The organism is Geobacter sp. AOG2 (assembly GCF_019972295.1).
Taxonomy (GTDB): domain Bacteria; phylum Desulfobacterota; class Desulfuromonadia; order Geobacterales; family Pseudopelobacteraceae; genus Oryzomonas.
Genome location: NZ_BLJA01000001.1, coordinates 827,297 through 848,655, shown reverse-complemented (window position 1 = coordinate 848,655; position 21,359 = coordinate 827,297). Strand labels below are relative to the sequence as shown.

Sequence of the window (21,359 nt, the reverse complement as noted above, 5' to 3'; positions counted from 1 at the left end):
GTACACGATAAGGCTGCCAGTATAGCACGATGCGGGACGCCGGGTCAGCGGATTTTGCCGACCGGAATCTCAACCGTAACCGTATACACGTCTACAGGTATACGTGATTGGTAATGACGTCCCCAATCGCTATACTTACGATGTTACACGTATGTTTTGTGCGTTCAGGGAGTGTTCGTCCATGTGCAAAAAGCTCTTCATCGCCGCCACCGGCCAACACTGCGGCAAGACCACCATCAGCCTCTCGCTGATGCATCTGGCGCGGCAGCGGTACGGCCGGGTCGGCTACATCAAGCCGCTGGGCCCAAAATGCCACGAATTCGGCGGCGTCGTCGTGGATAAGGATGCGGCCCTGATGGCCCAGGTGTTCGGCCTGGAAAACGAGATCGCACTTATGTCGCCGCTGGTCATAGGCCCGGGTTCCACCAAGAAATTCGTGGATGGGGAGCTGTCACGAGAGTGGGCCATGGAAAAGGTCGCCAAGGCATGCCGTGAGCTGGAGTCACGCTACGATCTGCTTCTGATCGAGGGGGCCGGCCACGGCGGCGTCGGTTCGGTCATCGGCCTCAACAACGCCGACATGGCAAAATTACTGGATGCGCCGGTTGTGATGGTGGCCGGAGGCGGCATCGGCAACGTCATTGACTCGGTGCGGCTCAACCTGGCATTGTACGGGCAGGAGGGAGTGGATGTGCGCATGCTCCTGGTCAACAAACTGCTGGCGGAAAAACGCGAATCGTCCCTTTCCTACCTTGAACGCTATTTCGAGAACAAGCAGATTCAGGTCTGCGGGGCCTTCGATTATTCACCGGTCCTGGCCGATCCGACACTGCAAAGCGTCGCCAAACTGCTCGGACGTCCCCTGATGGGGGACCAGCACAAAAAACTGCGCATCATCCATCACTTCCAGTTGGGGGCTGCCTCTTCCCAGAAGGTGATCGACAACCTGCAGGAATCGACCCTTCTGATCTCCACCAGTTCCCGTGACGAACTCCTGGTGACCCTCTCATCCCTGTACAACATCCCCTCGTTCCACAAACTGATCGCCGGGATCGTCATCCCCGGACACGCACCGGTGTCGGCCATTACCCAGCGGATCATCGACGACAGCGGCATCCCCTACATCCGCATCGAGCAGACCACGGCCGAGGCGTTCAGCGCCCTGAGCGGCCACGTCTCCAAAATCTCGGCCGAAGATACCGAGAAGATTTCATTGATAACCAGCCAGGCCGAGCAGGTCATCGACTTCGACGCCATAGAAACGCTTCTAGAGTCAGCCGCGCCGCCCACCGCGGACAAGATGCGCCTTGTCCGGGCAGCATGAAGATATGCCCTGGAACTGATAAAGGCGGCCAAACGGCCGCCTTTATCAGTTCTCTCACCCGCTCGCTTTGCTCGCTCAAGCCCACAAAGGCAAGGAGAAGAGCGAAAAACGATTAACGTCAGATTTTATATATTTGTTCCTCTGTGCCTCTGTGTGCTCTGTGAGAGCAGATTTTGACTATATGGCATCGACCGTAGCTAGCCGCGCCCGACCCGGACCATCTTCTCCAGAGTCCGGTCCAAGTCACCGGCTTGAGGTCCACACCCACCACGCAATCCGCTGGAATCACTTCAATCTACTTGGCCGGCCGCGATCCCATAATGAGAATATCCACCAATCTTCTGGCGCTTTGTTGCCAATCTGGGCTTGTTGCTATATTAGCGACACCAATAAGCGCGCGAAGCAAATCGATTGGATCCAAATCTTCCCGTATATCCCCACTCTCGATTGCGCGCCTGACCAAGGCCCTGATAGCTTCCCATATTTGGGAATAAGAAGCTTCAAAGATTTTCTTGGGATCTCCGACCAGTGCATTAAGAGCAGGCGCGATGATCTGCTTCGCGGCAATGTAGTCAACAAACAACAACATCCAGGCACGCAATGCCTCGACTGGGGAAAGGGTTTCAGCAAATTTTTGCTCCGCAGCGGCGAGTTTTTCCGCTTCGGTCCGATATACGGCGGTTAAAAGTTCCTCTCGCGAAGGAAAATGGCGATAGAGAGTTCCCGGTCCCACACCTGCCTGTTTGGCAATGTCGTCGAGGCTGGTATTGACCCCCGACTTCTTGAACGCCTCCTTGGCCACTTCCAGAATGCGCGTGCGGTTTTGTTGTGCGTCGGCACGCGGTTTTCGTCCGACAGGTTGTACATGTTTTTTATCCATGTAAAAAATCCTTGCAAACGGAGAATGTCTCCGGTAAATTTCACTAAGAGGAGATTAACTCCGTTTTACCGAATTCGTCAAGTCATCTCGGCATCAGTTTGCGCAGGCAGCGCCCAAAACCATCTATACACGAAAGGGGAATGTCACGAAAATCGCAACCGTGAATGAAAGGAGAAATAACAATGCGTATCTTCGTAACAGGTGCTACAGGGTTTCTTGGTTCCGCCATCATTGAGGAACTGATTTCCGCAGGACACAAGGTTCTCGGCCTCGCTCGTTCGGATGCGGCGGCTCAATCACTTGTGATTGCCGGAGCCGATGTGCAGCGCGGCTCGCTTGAAGACCTCGATAGCCTGCGCAGTGGGGCCGCTGCCTCGGATGGCGTCATTCATACGGCTTTCATTCACGACTTCTCAAAATTCCAGGAAAACTGCGAGATTGACAGGCGGGCCATCGAGGCGCTCGGCGACGCGCTCGCAGACTCGAACCGCCCATTGGTCATCACATCCGGCACTGGAATGGGGAACACCCTGCCAGATCAACCTGCGACCGAAGAAAACTTCAATCCCGATCACCCGAATCCCCGTAAAGCTTCGGAGTTAGCGGGGGTCTCAGTCGCGGGCCGTGGTGTCAATGTATCTGTTATGCGCCTTCCGCAGGTACACGATCCATTCAGGCAAGGCCTTATCAGTTATTTGATCGCCGTGGCCCGTGAAAAGGGCGTCTCGGCGTATGTCGGCGATGGGCTCAACCGCTGGCCTGCCGTGCATCGGCTTGATGCTGCCCGCCTTTATAGGTTGGCGCTTGAAAAGGGATTGTCGGGGGCGAGATATCACGCGGTTGCCGAAGAAGGGCTACCGGTTCGGGAAATCGCGGATGCTATCGGCCGGGGTCTGAAGCTTCCGGTGGCGTCTATGTCCCCTGATGAAGCAGGCAAGCACTTTGGCTGGCTCGCCATGTTCGTTGGTACCGATATGCCGGCTTCGAGCGCGCTAACGAAAGAAAGGTTGGGGTGGCGACCGACGCAGGCCGGCCTCATTTTCGATCTCGACCGCGCAAGCTATCGGTGACGGGTTTAGGGGGCAACGGCACTGAAGGCCGTTTAAGGCATAATACCCCATCTAAAAGGAGTATCCCAATGACGACAAATAATTCGATGAATAAAGCCAAACTCGGCGGTCAGTTTACGTTCCCTGGCACGTCATTGACGGTCCAACGAATAGGCTACGGCGCGATGAAGTTGGCCGGACCCGGCGTGTGGGGGCCGCCCAAGGATCATGATGCGGCATTGGCTGTGCTACGCGAAGCGGTTGCGAGCGGAGTAAATCATATCGACACGAGCGACTTCTATGGCCCGCACGTCACCAACCAGTTGATCCGCGAGGCGCTGCATCCCTATCCCGATGACCTCGTCATCGTGACGAAGCTCGGTGCCCGGCGCGGCACGGATGGATCATGGTCTACGGCTTTCTCACGCGAAGAACTGACACAGGCGGTTCACGATAACCTGCGCAACCTGGGGCTCGATGTGCTGGAGATCGTCAACCTTCGCGCCATGTTCAACGTGCATGGGCCTGCCGAAGGATCAATCGAAGCACCGCTGACGGTTCTGGCCGAGCTCCAGCAAAAGGGCTTAATACGCCACATCGGTCTCAGCAATGTCACACCCTCGCAGATTGAGGAAGGACGCCGGATGGTGCCGATTGTGTGTGTGCAGAACCTTTACAATATCGTCAACCGAAATGATGATGGCCTGATCGATTCTCTCGCTGCACAGGGTATCGCTTACGTGCCATTTTTCCCGCTAGGTGGGTTCACACCACTACAATCATCCACTCTGTCGGACATTGCAGGCGAACTTCGGGCTACGCCGATGCAAGTCGCGCTGGCGTGGCTGCTGCACCGGTCGTCCAACATTTTGTTGATCCCGGGCACGTCGTCGGTCGCTCATCTCCGCGAGAACCTGGCGGCTGGTAAGTTGACGCTGTCACCGAAACCTTGAAGAAACTGGACAGTATTGCCCCATAATTAAGGGACATCCGATGGGATAAGCAGATGACGGTACACTTCCCATCGTGTATATATTCGTCTGACGGGGGTGTGGCTCTTTGGGTCAGTGGCCTGTTCATTCCGTCTCACTTAAACCTGAAATGCAGCCCCCGTCATCATGGGTTAAGCACGATTATCAAGTCTATATCGCATCGACCGTGGCAAGCTGCGCCCCGGCCCGGACCATCTCCTCCAGAGCCCGGTCCGAGTCCCCCGGTTTCAGGTCCACGCCCGCAACCCCATCCGTCAGCACCGTCACCTTGAGGCCAGACTTCAAGGCATCCAGCACCGACGAGCGCACGCAATAGTCGGTGGCCAAACCGCCGACGTAGAGATGCCCCACTCCCAACGCGGCAAGGCACGCCCCGAGAGTCGCCCCGTCTTCGCGGCTCCCCTCGAAGGCCGAGTAACTGTCGCTGTCAGGTGCGGTCCCCTTCGAGATAATCACCGTACCCGGCGGCAGGCCCAGAGCGGGGTGGAACTCGGCCCCCCGGCTTCCCTGCACGCAGTGGGGCGGCCACATCCCGCCGTAATCCTTGAAGTGCCCGGTCACGGCCGGATGCCAGTCGCGGCTGGCAAACATCGGTAGGCCGGCCCCCACAAACCGTTCCGCCGCCCGGCTGAGCGGCTCCACCACCCGGTCGCCCTCCGGCACGGCAAGCGCCCCGCCGGGACAGAAGTCGTTCTGCACATCCACGATCAAAAGCGCACTGTCCCGTTCCATTGCTATATCCTCTTTCTGGTTGCTTCGCCGATCAGCCGGCAGCGCAGTTCATTCAGGCGCGGCGAGACCGAAACCTTGTAACGATGCGGATTGATGAAGCGCTGACACCCCTGGGGGAGCAGGGCCAGCTCGCAACGGCTGCGGATGGCCATGGCGCCGATAGGTTCATTGCCAACCGTCCGCTTCCCTCCCTCCATAACCAGCCACCGCAGGTCGGACAGCCGGGCGCCCTCGGGAAGAATCTTGTGCTGTAGCGGGTTGGTCGGGTCGTAAACCGTGTCGCCCGGTTGCACATCGTCCTCTTCCAGACAGACCACGTCCTGGATGAACGTACCGTCCGGTCCGGTCGCACGCAGGACGCGCTTTTTGCCCGGCAGGGTGGCCTTGGCCATGTCGCTCGTCACCTTCAGCTTGGGGCTGCCCTCCACCTCGACCAGCTTGTAGACGCCTCCCAAAGCCGCGCCTCCCGGACCGGAGCAGGTGGCCAATTTGGTCCCGACGCCGTAGACGTCCACCCGTCCCCCCTCGCTGCGTACCGACTCGATCACATACTCATCCAGCTCGTTGGACGCCACGATGCGAACCTTGCCGAAACCGGCCTCGTCCAGCATCCGCCGGGCCTCACGGGACAGGTAGGCCAGATCCCCGGAATCGATACGGATGCCCTGTAGCTCGTGCCCCAGTTCCCTCAGCTCCCGCGCGACCGTAATGGCGTTGGGCACCCCGCTCCCCAGGGTATCGTAGGTATCCACCAGCAGAATCGTGGCCTGGGGAAAGACCTTGGCGTAGGCGCGAAAAGCGGCCAGTTCGTCGGGAAAGGCCTGGATCCAGCTATGGGCGTGGGTGCCCCGCACCGGCAGGTCGTAGATCATGCCGGCGAGGACATTACTCGTACTGCTGGCGCCGCCCACACAGGCCGCCCGCGACGCGGAAAGCCCGCCGTCGGGCCCCTGGGCACGCCGCAGGCCGAACTCGATCACCTCGGCCCCGCCTGCAACATGGCAGATGCGCGCCGCCTTGGTCGCCACCAGGGTCTGGAAGCCGATAATGGCAAGAAGCGCCGTCTCTACAAGTTGCGCCTCTGCCAGCGTCCCTTCCACCGTCAAAAGCGGCTCGTTGGCGAAGACCACCGTTCCTTCCGGCGGCGCGGTCACCCGGCCGTGAAAACGAAAGTCACGCAAAAAATCGATGAAACGGGGGCGAAACAAGCCAAGTCCCTCCAGATAGCCAAGTTCCTCGTCTGAAAAACGCAGGCCTTCCAGATAGTCCAGGGCAGGCTCCAGCCCGGCAAAGACGGCATAGCCCCCCTCAAAGGGGTTGGTGCGGAAAAACAGGTCGAATACGGCCCTCTTGTCCGCCAGCCCCTCTTCCAGGTAGCCGGCGAGCATGGTCAATTCATACAGATCGGTCAAAAGAGGTGAATAGCTCATGAGACTTCTCCCGGGATGCAGCAGTAATCATCGCCGATATGCGCCGCAGTCCCGCGCAACGGACCTTCGGATACAAGTATACCACGACGTCCCCGGCAACCGGCAGCCATAAGGAAAAAGGGAGATGCGGAAAGAATCCCGCAACCCCCTTTGGCCGTGTAACGCAAACGTACAGCCTTTTTATTCCCGCGTCAAGAGCACCAGCGGATGCCCAAGACATTTTCCGGTGGACACACGGTGGACTTACGCCAGGATAGAGGATTCATCGATATTTTTGATGCAGACCAGGGCTTTTGCTACCTTGCTGCTCAGGCCGCTGACGCGATTTACATTTTCAAGTTGATCCCCGCTCTTGTAGAGGCCATTGACCGCTGTGGCGATCACGATGAGCAGCAACAACGAAACAATAGAAAAGCCCGCCAGCAAGCGGGTTCCAATGGTCAAATTCTTCATAACAGCCTCCGGAGGATAGGGCATAAAAGCCAAAACGCTTAGCGGATTACCTGAATGATCATATGAGCGCCTGATGCCAATTGAAGGCCCTTCTCTGGCACTCCAAAACAAGCGGAAGCGGGATACCCAATACCTCAAAGCATTCGGCAGCCTCGTCGAAGTCGTTTTCCTCAAGCATCCTGGCCAGGGAGAGCAGGACACTCATCTCCCCCTTTCCGCCTGTCAGGGCGTTGCGGATATCGTCGGAAAGTCCAAGGCTCGCCACAACTTCCTCCACGGAAACCTCATATATGTCCTTCAAAATCGAAAGGATGCCGACCATGAACGCTTCGTCGGGAGAACAACTGCCGATGTGAGGGGGCGTCCGGGCCAACTCTTCCATGAAAGTGGCACGGGTCACCGCCAGGTGCATGATCGGGCTGTTGGCCCCCTGGTGTCCGTCGCCGGCGAAAAGCGCTATCTGCACCCACCGTTTGAGTTGCTGTCGCCCGATGATGGTTATGGCGTGGCGGATGGTGCGAATCTTCTCATGCAGGCCGACGGATACCGAGTTGACCAGCAAGAGGAGTTTATAGACCAGGGCCGGGCTCTGTTTGAAGGTTGTCTCTATCTCGCTGGTCTCGGCCCCACTGACCAGTTGTTGCATCAGGGTGAGAAAGCTGGAGAGAGCGTTTGCCACCTGTTGTCTCTGAATGAGAGATGGACGGGCGAAGAAATATCCCTGGAACAGTTCCACCCCAAGACTGCGGCAGCGCAGAAAGGCGCCGCGAGTCTCCACCTTTTCGGCCAGCAGTTTGACCGGGTAGCGCTGAAAACGCTCTACCATCTCGGGGAGCCTGCCGAGAGGGGTCTTGACCAGATCGATCTTGACGATCTCGACAAGACCATCATAGAGCGGTTCGAAGGACGAATGGTATTCGTGGTCGTCCAGGACCAGTCGATAACCGCGGGATTTCAGCGTCCGGCATCGCTTGACGACGTCGGGAGTAATTTCAATGGATTCCAACAACTCCAAACCGATTCGCTCGTGGGGCAAAAGTTCGATAACATCGTTCATTAGGAGGTCGGCGTCGACATTGACAAAGCCGTGCTGACGGCCGAGGAGCGGCTCGATACCGATGGCGGAAAGGGTGGCAAGGATTACCTGGGAACTGGCCCGGAGCGGACTCTCAAACCGGGCGGATGAAACCGATTCCGGCGACCTGAAAAGCAGTTCAAAGGCCGTGATCTCTTCTTGTCCGTTCAGGATCGGCTGCCGGCCGATCAGATATGCCGCATCATGCATTGCTCTGTCCCTGTCTGTTTTTGGGCCCCCTGGAGGGCTGTTCACGACCTCTCCCCATGGGATCCCCATGATCAACACTCACCGATGAACTGTCTTTCCGTCTGCGAGAGCATCTTGTCGGGGTCGAGCAGGATGAGGAGACGATCGGGCCGATTGACGACGCCAACGATGAACTCCTGCTCGATACCTCCCGATGCCATGCTGGGCGGCGGCTGAATCTCGCTGCCGGAGATACGGATCACCTCCGCGACCGAATCGACGATGAAGCCGGTCAGGTCGCCGCCGACATCGATCACGATGATTCGGGTCTGACTATCGCTCTCCGTCTCCGCCATGCCGAACCTCTTGCGCATGGACATGATCGGGATCACCTTGCCGCGCAGGTTGATGACCCCTTCCACATGGGGAGGCGTGTTGGGGATATGGGTGATGGCCGTCATGCGGATGATCTCCCGTACCTTCAGGACCTCAACCCCGTATTCCTCATTGAAGATGTTGAAACTGACCAGTTGGGCCAATTCCCCTTGAGTCCCCGTGTTCTTCACCGGTACAAGTGCGTTCGACATTGGTTCTCCTTCCCGCGCTTCATGCGCAAACCATAAAATAGAGGCCATTTCGTCCCGGATTGCCGTTAAGCCCGACGCTACGGGCACATGACAAAAAAAGGCCCACCTTTACGCAAAGATGGGCCTTGTCACAAATGGATTTTGTGTCATTTCGGCGGCCCCTCTATCCAATCTGGGTTGGACAGGTAGCTTTGCGTCGCCAGGTTACCCTGGTTTTGCCGGTTCGATGAACTATGGTACTTTTATAAAATTACTCCATTAAATAAGCAAGTGCAAACTGTATATATTTTTCACAATTCAAGTAAAGTATTCATTATTTTTGCTCCTCTCCCTCTCAGTAATGGGGGGGTGGCTCCTCCTCGTCGGCACTGCGATTGATGGAAGGTGCCAACAGGCGAAGCTGTTCGCGGATCAGGTTCTGATCCCGCACAAGCCGCTCAATGGTAATCTCCTGGCGGCAGACGGTGTCGTTCAACTCCTGGATGGTGTGTTCCTGCTGCATGAAACGCAACTCCAGTTCGGTAATTCGTTCTTCCATGGTTTCCTCCAGGGTCATTTCAACTCCCATACGGTCATCTCGGCGACGGTGTGCTGGAACTTGCGCCGGGTCTCGCGGATCACAAAGGGGACGTCACGCGGTTCCCCCAGCATGCGGAAACGGGGAGCAAGGGCACTGCTGAGCCCTTCCAGCGAGGTAACGTTCTCACCCGCATCCTTGTAGCCCCCCAGCCATTCCTCTTTTTTGGTGAACTCTTCCAGCCAGGTGTACGGAGAGGTAATCACCAGCACTCCGCCCGGATTGATGCGTTCGTGGATGGTTGTAAGGAAACGGCGGGGCGAGTAGAGTCGGTCGATCAGGTTGGCCGCCAGAACCAGATCGTAGCCGGTGAACTTCTCCGGCAGGTTGCAGGCGTCTGCCTGAAAGAATTCCACGCGGTCGCGCGCACCTTCCAGCCCCAGGTCGGCCAGACCGATCTCGTGGAACGAGAGAATCTCGCCCTCCTCGGGGAAGGCGTAACGCAGGTACCCTTCGTCCTGCATGCGGGCTGCCAAGCGGAAAAATCGTGCGGAAAAATCCAGTCCCGTCACCTGCCGGAAGCCACCTCGCGCCAGCTCGAAAGAGGCCCGCCCCAAGGCGCACCCCAGGTCCAGAGCCCGCCCCCTGGAGCGTCCTGCCATCACTTCCAGACAGAGCCTTGCGCAGGTCGCCGGGAAGTTGGCCACGCCGAAGTGCTCGGCCCCGTAATGGGCATCGCAGTACTGGGCCGTCAAGGTATCGGTCTCGTACTGATCATGATGGACCTCCACCGGCGCGGCGCTCTCAACGTAACGGAAACCGGCATGCTGAAAAAAATGCCTGCGGAAAGCGTAGCGCGAATCCCGTGTCGCCTCGTTGCCGGTGGATATCCATGACCCGCCTTTTATCAGGTTGTGGCGGGTATCGAAGGTAGGGGTGGAGAAATCATCGTACCACGGGTGGATCTGAAACCCGCGGAAGGGGTAGATGGGGGTCTCGGTCCACTGCCACACGTTGCCCACCACATCGTAGAAATCGCCGGAACGGAAGCGGTCCACCGGACAGGATGACGACCAGTATTCCAGGTTGATGTTTCCCGGCGCCTTGTCCCAGCAGGGTTGGTCCGGAATGTCGCACACGTCCCGCAACCGGTTCCATTCGTCCTCGGTCGGCAGGCGGATGGGGAGGCCGGTTGCGGACGCCTTCCAGGTACAGAAGGCCTTGGCCTCAAGGTAGTTGACCTCCACCGGCCAGTTCCAAGGCAGGTCTATCTCCGAGGCCATGGTGCGCAGCTTCCAGCCGCCGCCACTTTTGATCCAGAAGAGTGGGTGCTCGGCCTGCCTGAACTCCCGCCAGTTCCATCCCTCCTCGGTCCACCACTTCCGCTCCCCGTAGCCGCCCGCCTGGACAAAGGCCAGAAACTCCCGGTTGGATACCAGACATTGGGATGCCTTGAACCCGGCCACCTCGGCCTCATGGCGGCCATACTCGTTGTCCCAGCCGTAGAGAGGATGATCCTTGGACTTGCCAAGAACCACCGGGCCTCCCGCAACCTGAAGCAGCCGGTTTTCGGGCGGTTCGCCCGCCTCGTTGCAAATCGACCAGAAGGGCAGTTGCACCACCTGGTCGATGGGCAACTGGCGGATCAGCACCGACGAGGTTTCCAGGTGGATGCGCTCGTGCTCGATGCCCATCATGACGGCCCAGAGCGGATCTGCCCACGTAATGGGCAACTTGAGCGGCAGGCGGCGGATCAGCCCGTCCACCAGTTCGCGAACCTTGTCGCGGTACTCCTTGACCTCCTGGCGGGTCGGCCAGTCGTAATGGGCCGAATCCAGATCATCCCAGGACATTTCATCAACCCCCACGGCGAACAGGGACTCGAAGCGGGGGTTGATGCGGCTTTCGATTGCCTTGGCGATGGTCAGTTTGTTGATGAAGAAGGTGGCGGTATGGCCGAAGTAGAAGATCAGCGGGTGCCGCAGCCGGTCGGCCCGAAGGTAAAAGGTTTCGTCATGCCGGAGCGTCTCGTAGAGTTTCTCGTCGATGTCGAACGTCCTATGAAAGTACTCCAGGATTTCGGCCCGTTTCTGCTCCGGGTCGCCCTCGTTGAGGATGGTGGTGCGGGTATTCCCAAGGTCCATGGCATATTCCTCCTTTCGGGGAGACTATTCTGCGAATGTAAGTATATCACACCTGACGAACGTATCTCAGCCTGCCTTCAAACGGACCGTTCCGCCGAAGACCCCGGCAATGACCAGCGTGCCACCCCACAACAGGGGCAACCCAAGCCGCTCCCCCAGCAGCAGGGACGCCAGGAGGGTACCGAAGACCGGCACCAGGTTGACGAACAGGGCGGCCCGGCTGGCCCCCAGGGTCTTGACCCCCTCGTACCACCAGACAAAACCGATCACCGTGCCGAGCAGGGCCAGTTGCAGGATGGCCAGCCAGCCAAGGAGGCTGAAGCGATGCGGTCCCGCCCCGCCCAACGCCTCCAGGGCGGCGGCCGGGATCAGGAGCAGCGAGCCGGAGAGGGCGGCATAGGCGGTCGCCACCAGGGGTGAAAAGGTGCTCATGGCCCGCTTGCCGAGGATCGAATAGACCGCCCAACTGAGGGGTGCCCCGAGCAGCAGAAGATCGCCGTGGTTGAAGGAGAGGGTGCGAAACGCGCCCACATCGCCGCGAGTGACGATGACCCCAACACCCATCAGGGAAACCACCAGCCCGGCAGCCTGGAACGGCCTGATCCGCTCCCGCAGCCACCAAGCGGACAGCACCGCCGTTAAAAGCGGGTTGATGGCAACTATCAAGGAGCCGTTGGCGGCGCCGGTCAGCTTGAGACCGCTGAAAAAGAAGGCGTTGTAGCAGAATATCCCCGTCAGGCCAAGGGAGGAGAGGGCCAGAACTTCACGCAGGTTGCGGGGAACCGGGAAGGTTTCGCCTCTGCGCTGCGCCTGCCGGGCCACCAGCGCCAGCAGCACGGCCGCTGCAATCCCGAAACGGCAGGCGGCGGCAAAGAGCGGCGGCACTTCGTGCACCGCAAAGCGGGCGGCCACAAAAGTGCCGCCCCAGAAGAAGGTCGTCAGGACCAGCTTGAAATATATCTGCGCTCTACCGGCGTGGAGTGTATCACCCGTCACCCTGTTTTGCCCCCATGGTATTTCCCGATTATAGGCGAAAAGTGTCTTCCGGGCTGTCAACGTCCATCCTGGGGGATATTGACCGACAACAGGGTAAGTTCATCGTTCCCGGTATTGCGGTAATAATGTTCTTCCCCGGCCTGGATGCGGACCGCCAGTCCCGGTCGTATGGCGGCTTCTTCGCCGTTCACCCCCACGACGCCCGAGCCGGACAGGAAATAGAGCAGGTGGCCGTAGGCGTCGTGGTGCGCAGCAAAGCCGCTTCCCGGCAGGACGCGCGTAACGGTCATCCTGACCCCTTCGTCGAGAATGGTCGTACCCAGAACCCCCTGGGCAACGTCCGGCCGCACCGCCTTCCACTCCTGGGTGTTGATGTCAGTGAATCTGCCCATGACCGCTGCCCCTTTCCGCCAGTCCCGGCATTCCCTACGCCTGCCGTTGCCGCGCAGCCGATTTGTGCGACGGAAGTTTACCACGACTGCCGCGCCGTTGCCAACCGCCCATGGCATCACGTTCCATCGGGAGGAGGGACACGTCACGACGCACACCGGCAAGGAAGCAGCGGACTGCCAACGTACCGATCATGGATTATTTAACACTTTGAATGCAACATACTTATATTACAACATATATCAACTAAAAATCGTATACCGTATACAATCTTGTGTTTATTTCACTTTGTCGCTTACCATAAAGCCGGCCTTCGGGCCGCATATCTCAATTGGGCAGGTAGTGACATGTTTGAAGTAGTAAGCAACGACATCCTTGCACCCTCTCTCCACCGCATGGTGGTCAGGGCACCGCGGGTGGCGGCGTCCCGGAAACCGGGACAGTTCGTCATCGTCCGTTCAGCAGCGGGGGAAGAGCGTATTCCCCTCACCATCGGTGACGCCGACAACGCAGCCGGCACCATCACCCTTTTCATCCAGGCCATCGGCGCATCGACGCGCATGATCGTCGCCATACCTGCCGGCGGCTTTCTGCGCGACGTGGCCGGGCCGCTCGGCCTGCCGACCCACATCGAACAGTGGGGACGGGTGGCCTGCATAGGGGGCGGCGTCGGGACGGCGGTCCTCTACCCTCTGGCCAAGGCCCTTGCCGAAGCGGGCAACGATGTAACCACCATCATCGGTGGCCGCGCCGATGCCTACATCATTCTGAAAGACGAGTTATCGGCCTTTTCCAGGGAGGTACTGGTCACCACCGAGGACGGCAGCATGGGGCGTAAAGGGTTTGTGACCGCCGAATTGGCCGACCTGATGGCCAACCCGGACACCTGCCCCCGGGCGGTATTCGCCATCGGCCCGGTACCGATGATGCGGGCTGTGGCCGAACTCACCCGCCCTCTGGGCATCACGACGATCGTCAGTCTCAACCCGATCATGATCGACGGGACCGGCATGTGCGGCGGATGCCGCGTGCTGGTGGGAGGCCAGCCGAAATTCGCCTGCGTGGACGGCCCAGAATTCGACGGCCACCAGGTGGACTTCGAAAACCTCTTTGACCGTCTTTCCACCTATCGCAGCCACGAGGCCGCCGATTGCAAACTGAACAGGCAGGTGCAGCCATGACCACACCCATGACAACCAAAGAACGTCTCGCCATTGACCGGGTCAGGATGCCGGAATTGGCGGCAACCATACGTAGTACCAACTTTGAAGAGGTCAACCGCGGGCTTGAGGCGGACGATGCCATACGCGAGGCGCAGCGCTGCATCCAGTGCAAGAACCGCCAGTGCGTCGAGGGGTGCCCGGTGGGCGTTTCGATCCCCGAATTCATAGGCCTGCTGGCGGAAAACGATCTGCCCGGCGCCGCACGCATTCTGCAGCACGACAACGCGCTGCCCGCCGTCTGCGGTCGGGTTTGTCCCCAGGAAACCCAGTGTGAGGCCAAGTGTGTGCGGGGAATCAAGGGAGAGGCCGTGGCCATCGGCTATCTGGAACGTTTCGTGGCCGACTGGGCCATGGAGAACGCCGCCCAACTCAGCACCGAACCCTTGCCCCCCGCTACCGGCAAGAAGGTAGCCGTCGTGGGGTGCGGGCCGGCCGGACTCACGGCGGCCGGCGAACTGGCCCGCGCCGGCCATGGCGTGGTGATCTTCGAGGCGCTGCACGATACCGGCGGGGTACTGCGCTATGGCATCCCCGAATTTCGTCTCCCCAAGGCGATCATCGATGTGGAGGTTGACCGCTTACGCGCACTCGGCGTGGAGATAGAGTGCAACGTGATCATCGGCAAGACCCTCACCCTTGCCCAACTTCGCCAGGAATTCGACGCGGTGTTCATCGCCAACGGGGCCGGCCTGCCGACCATGCTCAACATAGCGGGGGAGAACCTGAAAGGGGTTTATTCGGCCAACGAATACCTGACCAGGGTCAACCTGATGGGGGCGGGACGCCAAGCCGACGCCAGCACGCCGATCATCAAGGGACGCAACGTGGCCGTCATCGGCGGCGGCAACACGGCCATGGACTGTGTGCGCACCGCGCGGAGGCTGGGCGCGGAACGGGCCATGATCATCTATCGCCGCAGCGAGGCCGAAATGCCCGCCCGCGTGGAAGAGATCAAGCACGCCAAGGAGGAGGGCGTTGAGTTTCTCATGCTGACCGCTCCAGTGGCGATTCTCAGTGAAGGCGACGGATGGGCTGCTTCCCTTCGCTGCCAGCGCATGGAACTGGGCGAGCCGGACGCTTCGGGCCGGCGCAAGCCGGTGCCGGTGGAAGGCGCCCAGTACGACATCCCGGCCGACGTGGTCGTCAACGCCGTCGGTACGGGGGCCAACCCGCTCCTGACGGCAACGGCTCCCGACCTTGACCTGAACAAGTGGGGCAACATCGTTGCCGATGAGAGCGGCCTGACCAACCTGGAGGGGGTTTTCGCCGGCGGGGACATCGTCCGGGGTGGAGCGACCGTCATCCTGGCCATGGGAGACGGCAAACAGGCAGCGGCAGCCATTTCCGAATTTCTTGCCTGACAGCGGGAATCTTCAATGGCTGCCGCCCCGCGACCCCGGCTGTTCCGAGGCCTCGCACGATTTTTGTAGACGAATGACCGCATTCTCCCGTACCTTATAAAAAGAGACAACGGCGTTCCGCCGCATTACAGGTGAAAGGTATGAGACACATGGCACAGGCAAAACAAGGCGACAAGGTAAAAATCGACTACACCGGCACGCTGGAAGATGGTACCGTTTTTGATTCAACTCTGGAGAGCGAGTGCGATTCCGATGAGTGCGGCTGCGAGGAAGATGGCGACTGCGGCGATGACGATTGCGGTTGCGGCTGCGAAAGCGGGCCGATGGTGCTTACCATCGGAGCGGGGGAACTGTTCCCCCTGATCGATGAAGCGTTGGTCGGTATGGCCCCGGGCGACAAGAAGACCGTCGTTATCCCGGCTGCGGACGCCTTCGGCGAATACGACAAGGAGCGGGTCTTCACCGTGCCGCGCAGCGATCTCCCGGACGACATGGAGCCGGTTGTGGGCGACGAACTGGTGCTCGCCAATGAGGACGACGAAGAGTTGGGTGTAGCGGTCATCGAGGCAAACGCAGACAGCGTCACCTTCGACGCCAACCATCCCCTGGCGGGCGAGAACCTCACCTTTGAGGTATCACTGCTGGAGATTCTGTAGGGCGCCGTGACGGGGCCTTACAGCATTATGTGAAAAGGCGGCCTTCGGGCCGCCTTTTTCGTTATGGGTATGACATATGTGGCCGGGCACCGGCCAGGCGTGTCTGGCACAAAGCTTAAAGGGAAATTGTACACGGAAATAAATTATTTTACAGTCTTTTATTATGCGTCCCGAAAGGTTATAGTGTACTCAAGTAGCGCTACTTGCAACAGACCGCCACGGCAAGGAGGGGGAGACATAGAGAAAGTTTCACCCGAAAACTATGGTGCAGTAGGAATCCGGCAGGTAGTGCGGCCGGAATAGCCCTTGAAAAGGGCAACAGGATATAAGCTAACAGAGGCCCGCGAAGTTTGCGGGCCTTTCATTTTCCCGATGCAAACCGCCCCCACGTCGCCACCCCGATAGATCGCTTGACAGAACCTGTCAAAAGCTGCTACCTTTAGATTAATTAGCAGTACCGGATAACACGTCACTTTATCGTAAGCCCCGGATTATGCCGGGGCTTTTTTTTGCGAAACCAACAACAGGACAGAAAGGCAACAAAACTATGGGATTCACCCATTTCAAGTTTCACCCGGCAGTGTCGGCCGGTATCCGCGAGGCAGGCTACTCGCACCCGACACCGATCCAGAAAGAAGCCATACCCAAGATAATGGAAGGACGCGATGTGCTCGGCCTGGCCCAGACCGGGACAGGAAAGACGGCTGCCTTCGCGCTGCCCATACTCGACCGGCTGAGCAAGGGCGCGCGCCACGTAACCCGGGCACTGGTTATCGCCCCGACGCGCGAACTCGCAGAACAGATCGAGGCATCCTTCCGGTTGTTCGCCGGCCAGACCGGCCTGAAAAGCGCCACGGTTTACGGCGGCGTCGGCCAGACGCCCCAGATAGCCGCCCTCAGAAAAGGCACCGAGATCATCGTAGCCTGCCCCGGACGGTTGCTGGACCTCATGCAACAAGGGGTGGCCGTGCTTGACAACATCGAGGTCCTCGTCCTTGACGAGGCCGATCAGATGTTCGACATGGGATTTCTGCCGACAATCAAAAAGATCCTCCTGAAACTTCCCGCCAAGAGACAGACCCTGCTCTTCTCGGCCACCATGCCGGACGAAATCCGTAAACTGGCCGAAGAGATGCTGAAGGCCCCCGTGACCGTGCAGATCGACAAGATCAAGCCCGCCACCACGGTGCGGCACACCCTCTACCCTGTCGAACAGCACCTGAAAACAGCCTTGTTGATGAAGATACTGGAAAAGCATACCGAGGGTTCGGTACTGGTCTTCACCAGGACAAAACACCGGGCCAAGCGGGTCGGCGAACTTCTGGTCAAAGCCGGTTACCAGGCCGCGTCGTTACAGGGCAACCTCTCCCAGAACCGGCGCCAGGAAGCCATGGACGGATTCAGGGACGGTTCATACCGGATTCTGGTGGCCACCGATATTGCCGCCCGGGGGATCGACGTATCACTGATAGGATTGGTCCTGAACCTGGACATGCCGGAGACGGCCGAATTCTACGTGCACAGGATCGGGCGGACCGGCAGGGCGGAGCGCACCGGGGAGGCCATAACGTTCGTCACCAGGGACGATACCGGCGCCATCAAGACGCTGGAAAAGTTGCTGGGCAAACAGATCGACCGCAAGACGCTGCCGGATTTTGACTACACGGTTCCGGCACCCCAGAAGGATGAGGAGTTCAAGCGGCACCCCCATGAGCAGGGCAACCGCCGGCCGGCTGCAAAAGCCGACGCCAGGCAGCAGACCAAAGGCCCCGTCCGGGGTTCCGGGCCATTCCGAACCAAGAGCGAGGTTGCCGGCGAAGAAACAAAGGCCGCCCAGAAGCAACCGGCGGCAAAAGCGGGTGCCAAGCCCGACGCCGCGCGTAGCGGAAAGCAGCGCCAATGGCGAGGCCCCAGCAGCAGGCCCTGATTACATCCGATTGCACACTTCGAAATCGCAGCCGCCGCAACAGGGGCGGCTGCGGCTCCCCGCCGTCACTCACCGCATTCCCCGGCGCAACAACAGCACGCAATCCCCTTGGCCTTCCGGAACGCCTCACTCCCTTCCCGCCAGCTCAGCCAGGCGATCAGCATGGCGCCCGCGGCATCAAGACTGCCGATCCCGGTCAATTCGTACCCCAAGCTGGCAACCAGAAGAACCAGCGACAGATACACACATGCCCGCGAACAGGCCGCATCGGCCAGGATGGCCGCAGAATTGAGCGCCCTGCCCACCTTCACCTTATGGTGAATCAGAGCCCACATAAAGGATATTGAGACCGCCGAGACAACAATCCCCCACATCGTCGTCTGCGGTTTATGCTGCCGGCCGATGTTCACTACGGCGCTCAGGAGCAATCCCGACGCCAGGACATAGAAAGAAACGCCGGTTATGCGCAACGCCCGTTGTTCGAACTCATCCCTGGTTTCCCCGTTATTGGCCCTGATCCTTTTCACCATGTGCCAGACGCCGACCGCCGAAACCACCTCGATAAACGAGTCCAGCCCGAATCCGAAGAGCGCCAGGGTTTCATCGGCGGCACCAAGCCACAGGGAAACGACACCTTCAATAAAATTGTACACGATGGTGAACACCGCCAGGAAGTTGGCGCGGGCGTAAAGGTTCCTCTGCTCAAGAGCGCTCATTAGATTCACTTTCCCCCGTCTTCACTGCGGGGCTCCAGGTCATTTTATTGCGATCTTACACCAAATTGCGCCCGCAATGCTCACAAAAAACAGCACAAAGCCAAACAATTGTACCTTGGATGCCGCTTGGCTTTATGCTATTCTCTGCCATTCCCATGCTCAGAAAGATCTCCTCAATTCTTGTCCCGACGGCCGTTCTTTTTGCCGCCTGGGTCATCGTCTTCCAGATCCCTCGGCTTTCTCCGGAACAGCAGAGCTTGGTGCCTCTTGCCCCTTACCTGCTGTATGGCGTAGGGATGCTCCTTGCCTGCCATTTCCGACGGGGACGGGTCTTTCTCGCCCAGTTGGCCGTGGGGATATGCTACTACCTCTTTCGCACCCAACTCGCCCACGGCACCGATACCCCGGAGGCATGGCTGATCTATCGCGTCCTCACGGTTGTCGTGCCGTTCAATATCCTGCTCATTGCTTTAATGAGTGAAAAGGGATTCTGGAGTACGGCGGGACGCATGCGCCTGTTATTCGTTGCCGTGCAGACCGGTGCCGTGTGGTTGACCGTTCGCCTTGACCATCATGCCCTGTGGGTCTCCCTCACGCAGCCGATTGTCCACTGGCCGGCACTCGAACGCTTCGCCATGCCGCAGTTGAGCCTGCTTCTCATCCTCCTGGCGGCGGGCGTTGCCCTGCGGCGAGCCGTCTCCCTCGGCTCACCGATCGAGGGGAGCATGTTCGCCTGCTGCGTTACCCTCTACGTCGTGTTCCGGTGGATGTGGTCACCCCATGTGCCGGAGACATTCTGCGCCGCATCCGCCCTCATTCAGATCATGGCCGTCATTCAGGATTCCTACAACATGGCGTTCCGCGACGATCTCACCGGCCTTCTCTCCCGTCGTGTGCTCAACGAGCAATTGCCGGGTCTGGGGAGCCGTTATGCCATTGCCATGGTGGATGTGGACCATTTCAAGGGATTCAATGACACCTATGGTCACGATGTGGGGGATCAGGTGCTTAAGATGGTAGGGGCACGCCTGATGAATATGACGGGGGGCGGTTCCCCCTTCCGCTATGGCGGCGAGGAGTTCACGGTGCTGTTTCCCGGCAAGAGTTCCAAGGAGGCGCTCCCGCACCTGGAACGGCTTCGCCAGGCCATTGCCGATTACCGCATGACGCTACGCGGGGAAGACCGGCCCAAGGATGAGGAGCGGGGCAAAAGCCGCCGTTCCGGCTCACACCGGTCCGGCGAGGTATCGGTTACGGTCAGTATCGGCGTGGCCGAACCGGGAGCACGGCAGACCTCGCCCCGGGATGTGCTCAAGGCGGCCGACGAGGCGCTCTACAAGGCAAAAAACAGAGGCAGGAACCAGGTTTGCCTTGCGGGGACACGATGAGACCACCGGCCGACAATGGGGACACCGCAGAGATCACTAGCGGGGCACCACCCATGACCTCCGTTCCCCCGCTCCCGTGGCAAGCGGGCCAGCCCCCCCTGATGCTGGCGCCCATGCAGGGGTTGACCAACCGGGCCATGAGGCGTTTGTTCATCGACTGGGCCCGCCCCGATACGGTGTTCACCGAATTCATGCGGGTCAACGCCGCCGCGCCGGTACGTCGGCTCTCGGCGGCGGACCTTCGCGAGATCGCCCCCCAGGAGGATGGTGTACCTCTGGTGGTACAGCTGATCGGTCACGGCTGCGAAGCCCTGGTCTCCGCCGCCCGCTCCGCCCAGGCCGCGGGAGCCGTGCACATCAATCTCAACCTGGGCTGTCCCTACGGGAGAATGACCAGCGGCCTGACCGGGGGCGGCATGTTGCAACGCCCCGAACTGCTGGAGGAGATCTTCTTCGCGTTGCGCGGGACCATTTCGGGCAGTTTTTCCGTCAAGCTGCGCGCCGGCTATGATGACCCGAATCAGATCTTCGGATTGCTGCCCCTCTTCGAAGCCGCCGGCGTGGATTTCCTCGTACTCCATCCCCGCACGGTGGTCCAGGAATACCAAGGGCTGGCGGACCATGCCATTACCGCCCAGGTAGTGCGGCAAACCCGCCTGCCGGTCATCGCCAACGGCGACATCCGCACCGCCGCAGACGGAGCCCGCCTGCTGGAGGAAAGCGGCGCCGCCGGGCTCATGCTGGGTAGGGGCGCCATTGCCGACCCGCTGCTCTTCCAACGGTTGCGCGGAAGTGCTCCCGCCGAACCGACCAGGAGCGAGCGGGCCGCCATGTTGCAACGGTATCTCGGGGAACTTCTGGCCCGTTACGGAGAACTGTTCTGCGGGGAGACCCAGGTTCTGAGCAAGGTCAAGGGGGTGCTGGCGACCTTTGACGATGCCGACTTCGAGCATGACATCCGCCAACTCCGCAAAGCCAGGACCATGGCGGCGTTCAGCGCCCGTCTCGCAGAACTGGAGTAAGCCATGGACACATCACCACCTCTCGCGGACCCGCAACACTTGATCGACTTGGCCGAGGCCCGCATGCCCTTCGGCAAATATCAGGGGCGGCTGTTGATCGACCTGCCCGAGCCCTACGTGGTCTGGTTCGCCCAGCAGGGTTTCCCCAAAGGCAAGCTGGGCGACCAATTGCGGACGATCCACGAGATCAAGGTCAACGGCCTGGAATACCTCTTCGATCCGTTGCGCTAGCGTCCCGTGTCTGGCAAACGATACGTATCCTTCAGGTTAGTTCGTGACTTCCTCCCAAAACAATGCTATAGGCATGT

Annotated in this window: 21 protein-coding genes and 1 riboswitch; of the genes, 10 read left to right on the top strand and 11 right to left on the bottom strand. The window is 59.6% G+C overall.

Translation table 11 applies throughout. From position 1 onward, the window contains the following. Positions 1 to 181 precede the first annotated feature (181 nt). A complete protein-coding gene (locus tag LDN12_RS03890; RefSeq protein ID WP_223921375.1) occupies positions 182 to 1,324 on the top strand; it encodes a phosphotransacetylase family protein in 1,143 nt (380 codons plus the stop codon). A gap of 295 nt (positions 1,325 to 1,619) precedes the next feature. On the opposite strand, the gene LDN12_RS03885 is transcribed toward LDN12_RS03890, so the two are convergent. Then, a complete protein-coding gene (locus LDN12_RS03885; RefSeq protein ID WP_223921374.1) occupies positions 1,620 to 2,204 on the bottom strand; it encodes a TetR/AcrR family transcriptional regulator in 585 nt (194 codons plus the stop codon). 182 nt (positions 2,205 to 2,386) lie between these two features. Between LDN12_RS03885 and LDN12_RS03880 the strand changes: the two genes are divergently transcribed. Beyond that, positions 2,387 to 3,274, top strand: coding sequence for an SDR family oxidoreductase (locus tag LDN12_RS03880; protein WP_223921373.1), 888 nt, complete (start codon positions 2,387 to 2,389; stop codon positions 3,272 to 3,274). Between the two features lie 86 nt (positions 3,275 to 3,360). Continuing rightward, positions 3,361 to 4,206, top strand: coding sequence for an aldo/keto reductase family oxidoreductase (locus tag LDN12_RS03875; protein WP_223924018.1), 846 nt, complete (start codon positions 3,361 to 3,363; stop codon positions 4,204 to 4,206). Between the two features lie 189 nt (positions 4,207 to 4,395). On the opposite strand, the gene pncA is transcribed toward LDN12_RS03875, so the two are convergent. The 9 genes from pncA to LDN12_RS03830 all read right to left on the bottom strand — a co-directional run bounded on the left by pncA (position 4,396) and on the right by LDN12_RS03830 (position 12,760). Next, positions 4,396 to 4,977, bottom strand: coding sequence for a bifunctional nicotinamidase/pyrazinamidase (gene pncA / locus LDN12_RS03870; protein WP_223921372.1), 582 nt, complete (start codon positions 4,975 to 4,977; stop codon positions 4,396 to 4,398). Between the two features lie 2 nt (positions 4,978 to 4,979). After that, positions 4,980 to 6,407 (bottom strand): nicotinate phosphoribosyltransferase, encoded by a 1,428-nt coding sequence (locus LDN12_RS03865; protein ID WP_223921371.1) that lies wholly within the window; start codon positions 6,405 to 6,407, stop codon positions 4,980 to 4,982. Positions 6,408 to 6,650: 243 nt separating this feature from the next. Further along, a complete protein-coding gene (locus LDN12_RS03860) occupies positions 6,651 to 6,860 on the bottom strand; it encodes a hypothetical protein (RefSeq protein ID WP_223921370.1) in 210 nt (69 codons plus the stop codon). Between the two features lie 58 nt (positions 6,861 to 6,918). Next, a complete protein-coding gene (locus tag LDN12_RS03855; RefSeq protein ID WP_223921369.1) occupies positions 6,919 to 8,145 on the bottom strand; it encodes an EAL and HDOD domain-containing protein in 1,227 nt (408 codons plus the stop codon). Between the two features lie 71 nt (positions 8,146 to 8,216). Then, the gene (locus LDN12_RS03850) at positions 8,217 to 8,711 is read right to left on the bottom strand and encodes a chemotaxis protein CheW (protein ID WP_223921368.1); all 495 of its coding nucleotides are present in this window, start codon (positions 8,709 to 8,711) and stop codon (positions 8,217 to 8,219) included. Positions 8,712 to 8,861: 150 nt separating this feature from the next. After that, positions 8,862 to 8,941: riboswitch (cyclic di-GMP riboswitch) on the bottom strand. 104 nt (positions 8,942 to 9,045) lie between these two features. Then, positions 9,046 to 9,249, bottom strand: coding sequence for a SlyX family protein (locus LDN12_RS03845; RefSeq protein ID WP_223921367.1), 204 nt, complete (start codon positions 9,247 to 9,249; stop codon positions 9,046 to 9,048). Positions 9,250 to 9,263: 14 nt separating this feature from the next. Continuing rightward, on the bottom strand, positions 9,264 to 11,372 hold the full coding sequence (ovoA, locus tag LDN12_RS03840; RefSeq protein ID WP_223921366.1) for a 5-histidylcysteine sulfoxide synthase: 2,109 nt from the start codon (positions 11,370 to 11,372) through the stop codon (positions 9,264 to 9,266). 66 nt (positions 11,373 to 11,438) lie between these two features. Beyond that, positions 11,439 to 12,368, bottom strand: coding sequence for a DMT family transporter (locus LDN12_RS03835; RefSeq protein WP_223921365.1), 930 nt, complete (start codon positions 12,366 to 12,368; stop codon positions 11,439 to 11,441). Between the two features lie 56 nt (positions 12,369 to 12,424). Then, on the bottom strand, positions 12,425 to 12,760 hold the full coding sequence (locus LDN12_RS03830; protein WP_223921364.1) for a cupin domain-containing protein: 336 nt from the start codon (positions 12,758 to 12,760) through the stop codon (positions 12,425 to 12,427). A 345-nt stretch (positions 12,761 to 13,105) separates the two neighbouring features. On the opposite strand from LDN12_RS03830, the gene LDN12_RS03825 reads away from it, so the two are divergent. The 4 genes from LDN12_RS03825 to LDN12_RS03810 all read left to right on the top strand — a co-directional run bounded on the left by LDN12_RS03825 (position 13,106) and on the right by LDN12_RS03810 (position 17,925). Beyond that, complete coding sequence (locus tag LDN12_RS03825; RefSeq protein ID WP_223921363.1) at positions 13,106 to 13,939, top strand: sulfide/dihydroorotate dehydrogenase-like FAD/NAD-binding protein; 834 nt, start codon at positions 13,106 to 13,108, stop codon at positions 13,937 to 13,939. After that, positions 13,936 to 15,342 carry an NADPH-dependent glutamate synthase gene (gene gltA, locus LDN12_RS03820; RefSeq protein ID WP_223921362.1) on the top strand — a complete coding sequence of 469 codons (1,407 nt, stop codon included), beginning with the start codon at positions 13,936 to 13,938 and terminating at the stop codon, positions 15,340 to 15,342. Before LDN12_RS03825 ends, gltA begins: the two co-directional genes overlap by 4 nt. A gap of 149 nt (positions 15,343 to 15,491) precedes the next feature. Beyond that, positions 15,492 to 15,998, top strand: a complete 507-nt coding sequence (locus LDN12_RS03815; protein ID WP_223924017.1) for a peptidylprolyl isomerase — start codon at positions 15,492 to 15,494, stop codon at positions 15,996 to 15,998. A 547-nt stretch (positions 15,999 to 16,545) separates the two neighbouring features. Then, positions 16,546 to 17,925 carry a DEAD/DEAH box helicase gene (locus LDN12_RS03810; protein WP_223921361.1) on the top strand — a complete coding sequence of 460 codons (1,380 nt, stop codon included), beginning with the start codon at positions 16,546 to 16,548 and terminating at the stop codon, positions 17,923 to 17,925. 65 nt (positions 17,926 to 17,990) lie between these two features. On the opposite strand, the gene LDN12_RS03805 is transcribed toward LDN12_RS03810, so the two are convergent. Next, on the bottom strand, positions 17,991 to 18,641 hold the full coding sequence (locus LDN12_RS03805; protein WP_223921360.1) for a cation transporter: 651 nt from the start codon (positions 18,639 to 18,641) through the stop codon (positions 17,991 to 17,993). Between the two features lie 134 nt (positions 18,642 to 18,775). Here LDN12_RS03805 and LDN12_RS03800 point away from each other — a divergent pair, with 134 nt between their 5' ends. The 3 genes from LDN12_RS03800 to LDN12_RS03790 are packed head-to-tail and all read left to right on the top strand — an operon-like array spanning position 18,776 to position 21,282. Further along, positions 18,776 to 20,029 carry a diguanylate cyclase gene (locus LDN12_RS03800; RefSeq protein WP_223921359.1) on the top strand — a complete coding sequence of 418 codons (1,254 nt, stop codon included), beginning with the start codon at positions 18,776 to 18,778 and terminating at the stop codon, positions 20,027 to 20,029. Positions 20,030 to 20,082: 53 nt separating this feature from the next. Continuing rightward, positions 20,083 to 21,051: a tRNA-dihydrouridine synthase gene (locus tag LDN12_RS03795; protein WP_223921358.1), complete on the top strand. Its 969-nt coding sequence runs from the start codon at positions 20,083 to 20,085 to the stop codon at positions 21,049 to 21,051. 3 nt (positions 21,052 to 21,054) lie between these two features. Further along, entirely contained in the window at positions 21,055 to 21,282 is a 228-nt protein-coding gene (locus LDN12_RS03790) for a DUF3820 family protein (RefSeq protein WP_223921357.1), read from the top strand. The last annotated feature ends 77 nt before the right edge of the window (positions 21,283 to 21,359 follow it).

What these genes read in the sequence shown, in the direction of transcription:
- LDN12_RS03890 (WP_223921375.1), top strand. Translation starts at nt 182, where the DNA reads ATGTGCAAAAAGCTCTTCATCGCCGCCACCGGCCAACACTGCGGCAAG.
- LDN12_RS03885 (WP_223921374.1), bottom strand. Translation starts at nt 2,204, where the DNA reads ATGGATAAAAAACATGTACAACCTGTCGGACGAAAACCGCGTGCCGAC.
- LDN12_RS03880 (WP_223921373.1), top strand. Translation starts at nt 2,387, where the DNA reads ATGCGTATCTTCGTAACAGGTGCTACAGGGTTTCTTGGTTCCGCCATC.
- LDN12_RS03875 (WP_223924018.1), top strand. Translation starts at nt 3,361, where the DNA reads ATGAATAAAGCCAAACTCGGCGGTCAGTTTACGTTCCCTGGCACGTCA.
- pncA (WP_223921372.1), bottom strand. Translation starts at nt 4,977, where the DNA reads ATGGAACGGGACAGTGCGCTTTTGATCGTGGATGTGCAGAACGACTTC.
- LDN12_RS03865 (WP_223921371.1), bottom strand. Translation starts at nt 6,407, where the DNA reads ATGAGCTATTCACCTCTTTTGACCGATCTGTATGAATTGACCATGCTC.
- LDN12_RS03860 (WP_223921370.1), bottom strand. Translation starts at nt 6,860, where the DNA reads ATGAAGAATTTGACCATTGGAACCCGCTTGCTGGCGGGCTTTTCTATT.
- LDN12_RS03855 (WP_223921369.1), bottom strand. Translation starts at nt 8,145, where the DNA reads ATGCATGATGCGGCATATCTGATCGGCCGGCAGCCGATCCTGAACGGA.
- LDN12_RS03850 (WP_223921368.1), bottom strand. Translation starts at nt 8,711, where the DNA reads ATGTCGAACGCACTTGTACCGGTGAAGAACACGGGGACTCAAGGGGAA.
- LDN12_RS03845 (WP_223921367.1), bottom strand. Translation starts at nt 9,249, where the DNA reads ATGGAAGAACGAATTACCGAACTGGAGTTGCGTTTCATGCAGCAGGAA.
- ovoA (WP_223921366.1), bottom strand. Translation starts at nt 11,372, where the DNA reads ATGGACCTTGGGAATACCCGCACCACCATCCTCAACGAGGGCGACCCG.
- LDN12_RS03830 (WP_223921364.1), bottom strand. Translation starts at nt 12,760, where the DNA reads ATGGGCAGATTCACTGACATCAACACCCAGGAGTGGAAGGCGGTGCGG.
- LDN12_RS03825 (WP_223921363.1), top strand. Translation starts at nt 13,106, where the DNA reads ATGTTTGAAGTAGTAAGCAACGACATCCTTGCACCCTCTCTCCACCGC.
- gltA (WP_223921362.1), top strand. Translation starts at nt 13,936, where the DNA reads ATGACCACACCCATGACAACCAAAGAACGTCTCGCCATTGACCGGGTC.
- LDN12_RS03815 (WP_223924017.1), top strand. Translation starts at nt 15,492, where the DNA reads ATGGCACAGGCAAAACAAGGCGACAAGGTAAAAATCGACTACACCGGC.
- LDN12_RS03810 (WP_223921361.1), top strand. Translation starts at nt 16,546, where the DNA reads ATGGGATTCACCCATTTCAAGTTTCACCCGGCAGTGTCGGCCGGTATC.
- LDN12_RS03805 (WP_223921360.1), bottom strand. Translation starts at nt 18,641, where the DNA reads ATGAGCGCTCTTGAGCAGAGGAACCTTTACGCCCGCGCCAACTTCCTG.
- LDN12_RS03800 (WP_223921359.1), top strand. Translation starts at nt 18,776, where the DNA reads ATGCTATTCTCTGCCATTCCCATGCTCAGAAAGATCTCCTCAATTCTT.
- LDN12_RS03795 (WP_223921358.1), top strand. Translation starts at nt 20,083, where the DNA reads ATGACCTCCGTTCCCCCGCTCCCGTGGCAAGCGGGCCAGCCCCCCCTG.
- LDN12_RS03790 (WP_223921357.1), top strand. Translation starts at nt 21,055, where the DNA reads ATGGACACATCACCACCTCTCGCGGACCCGCAACACTTGATCGACTTG.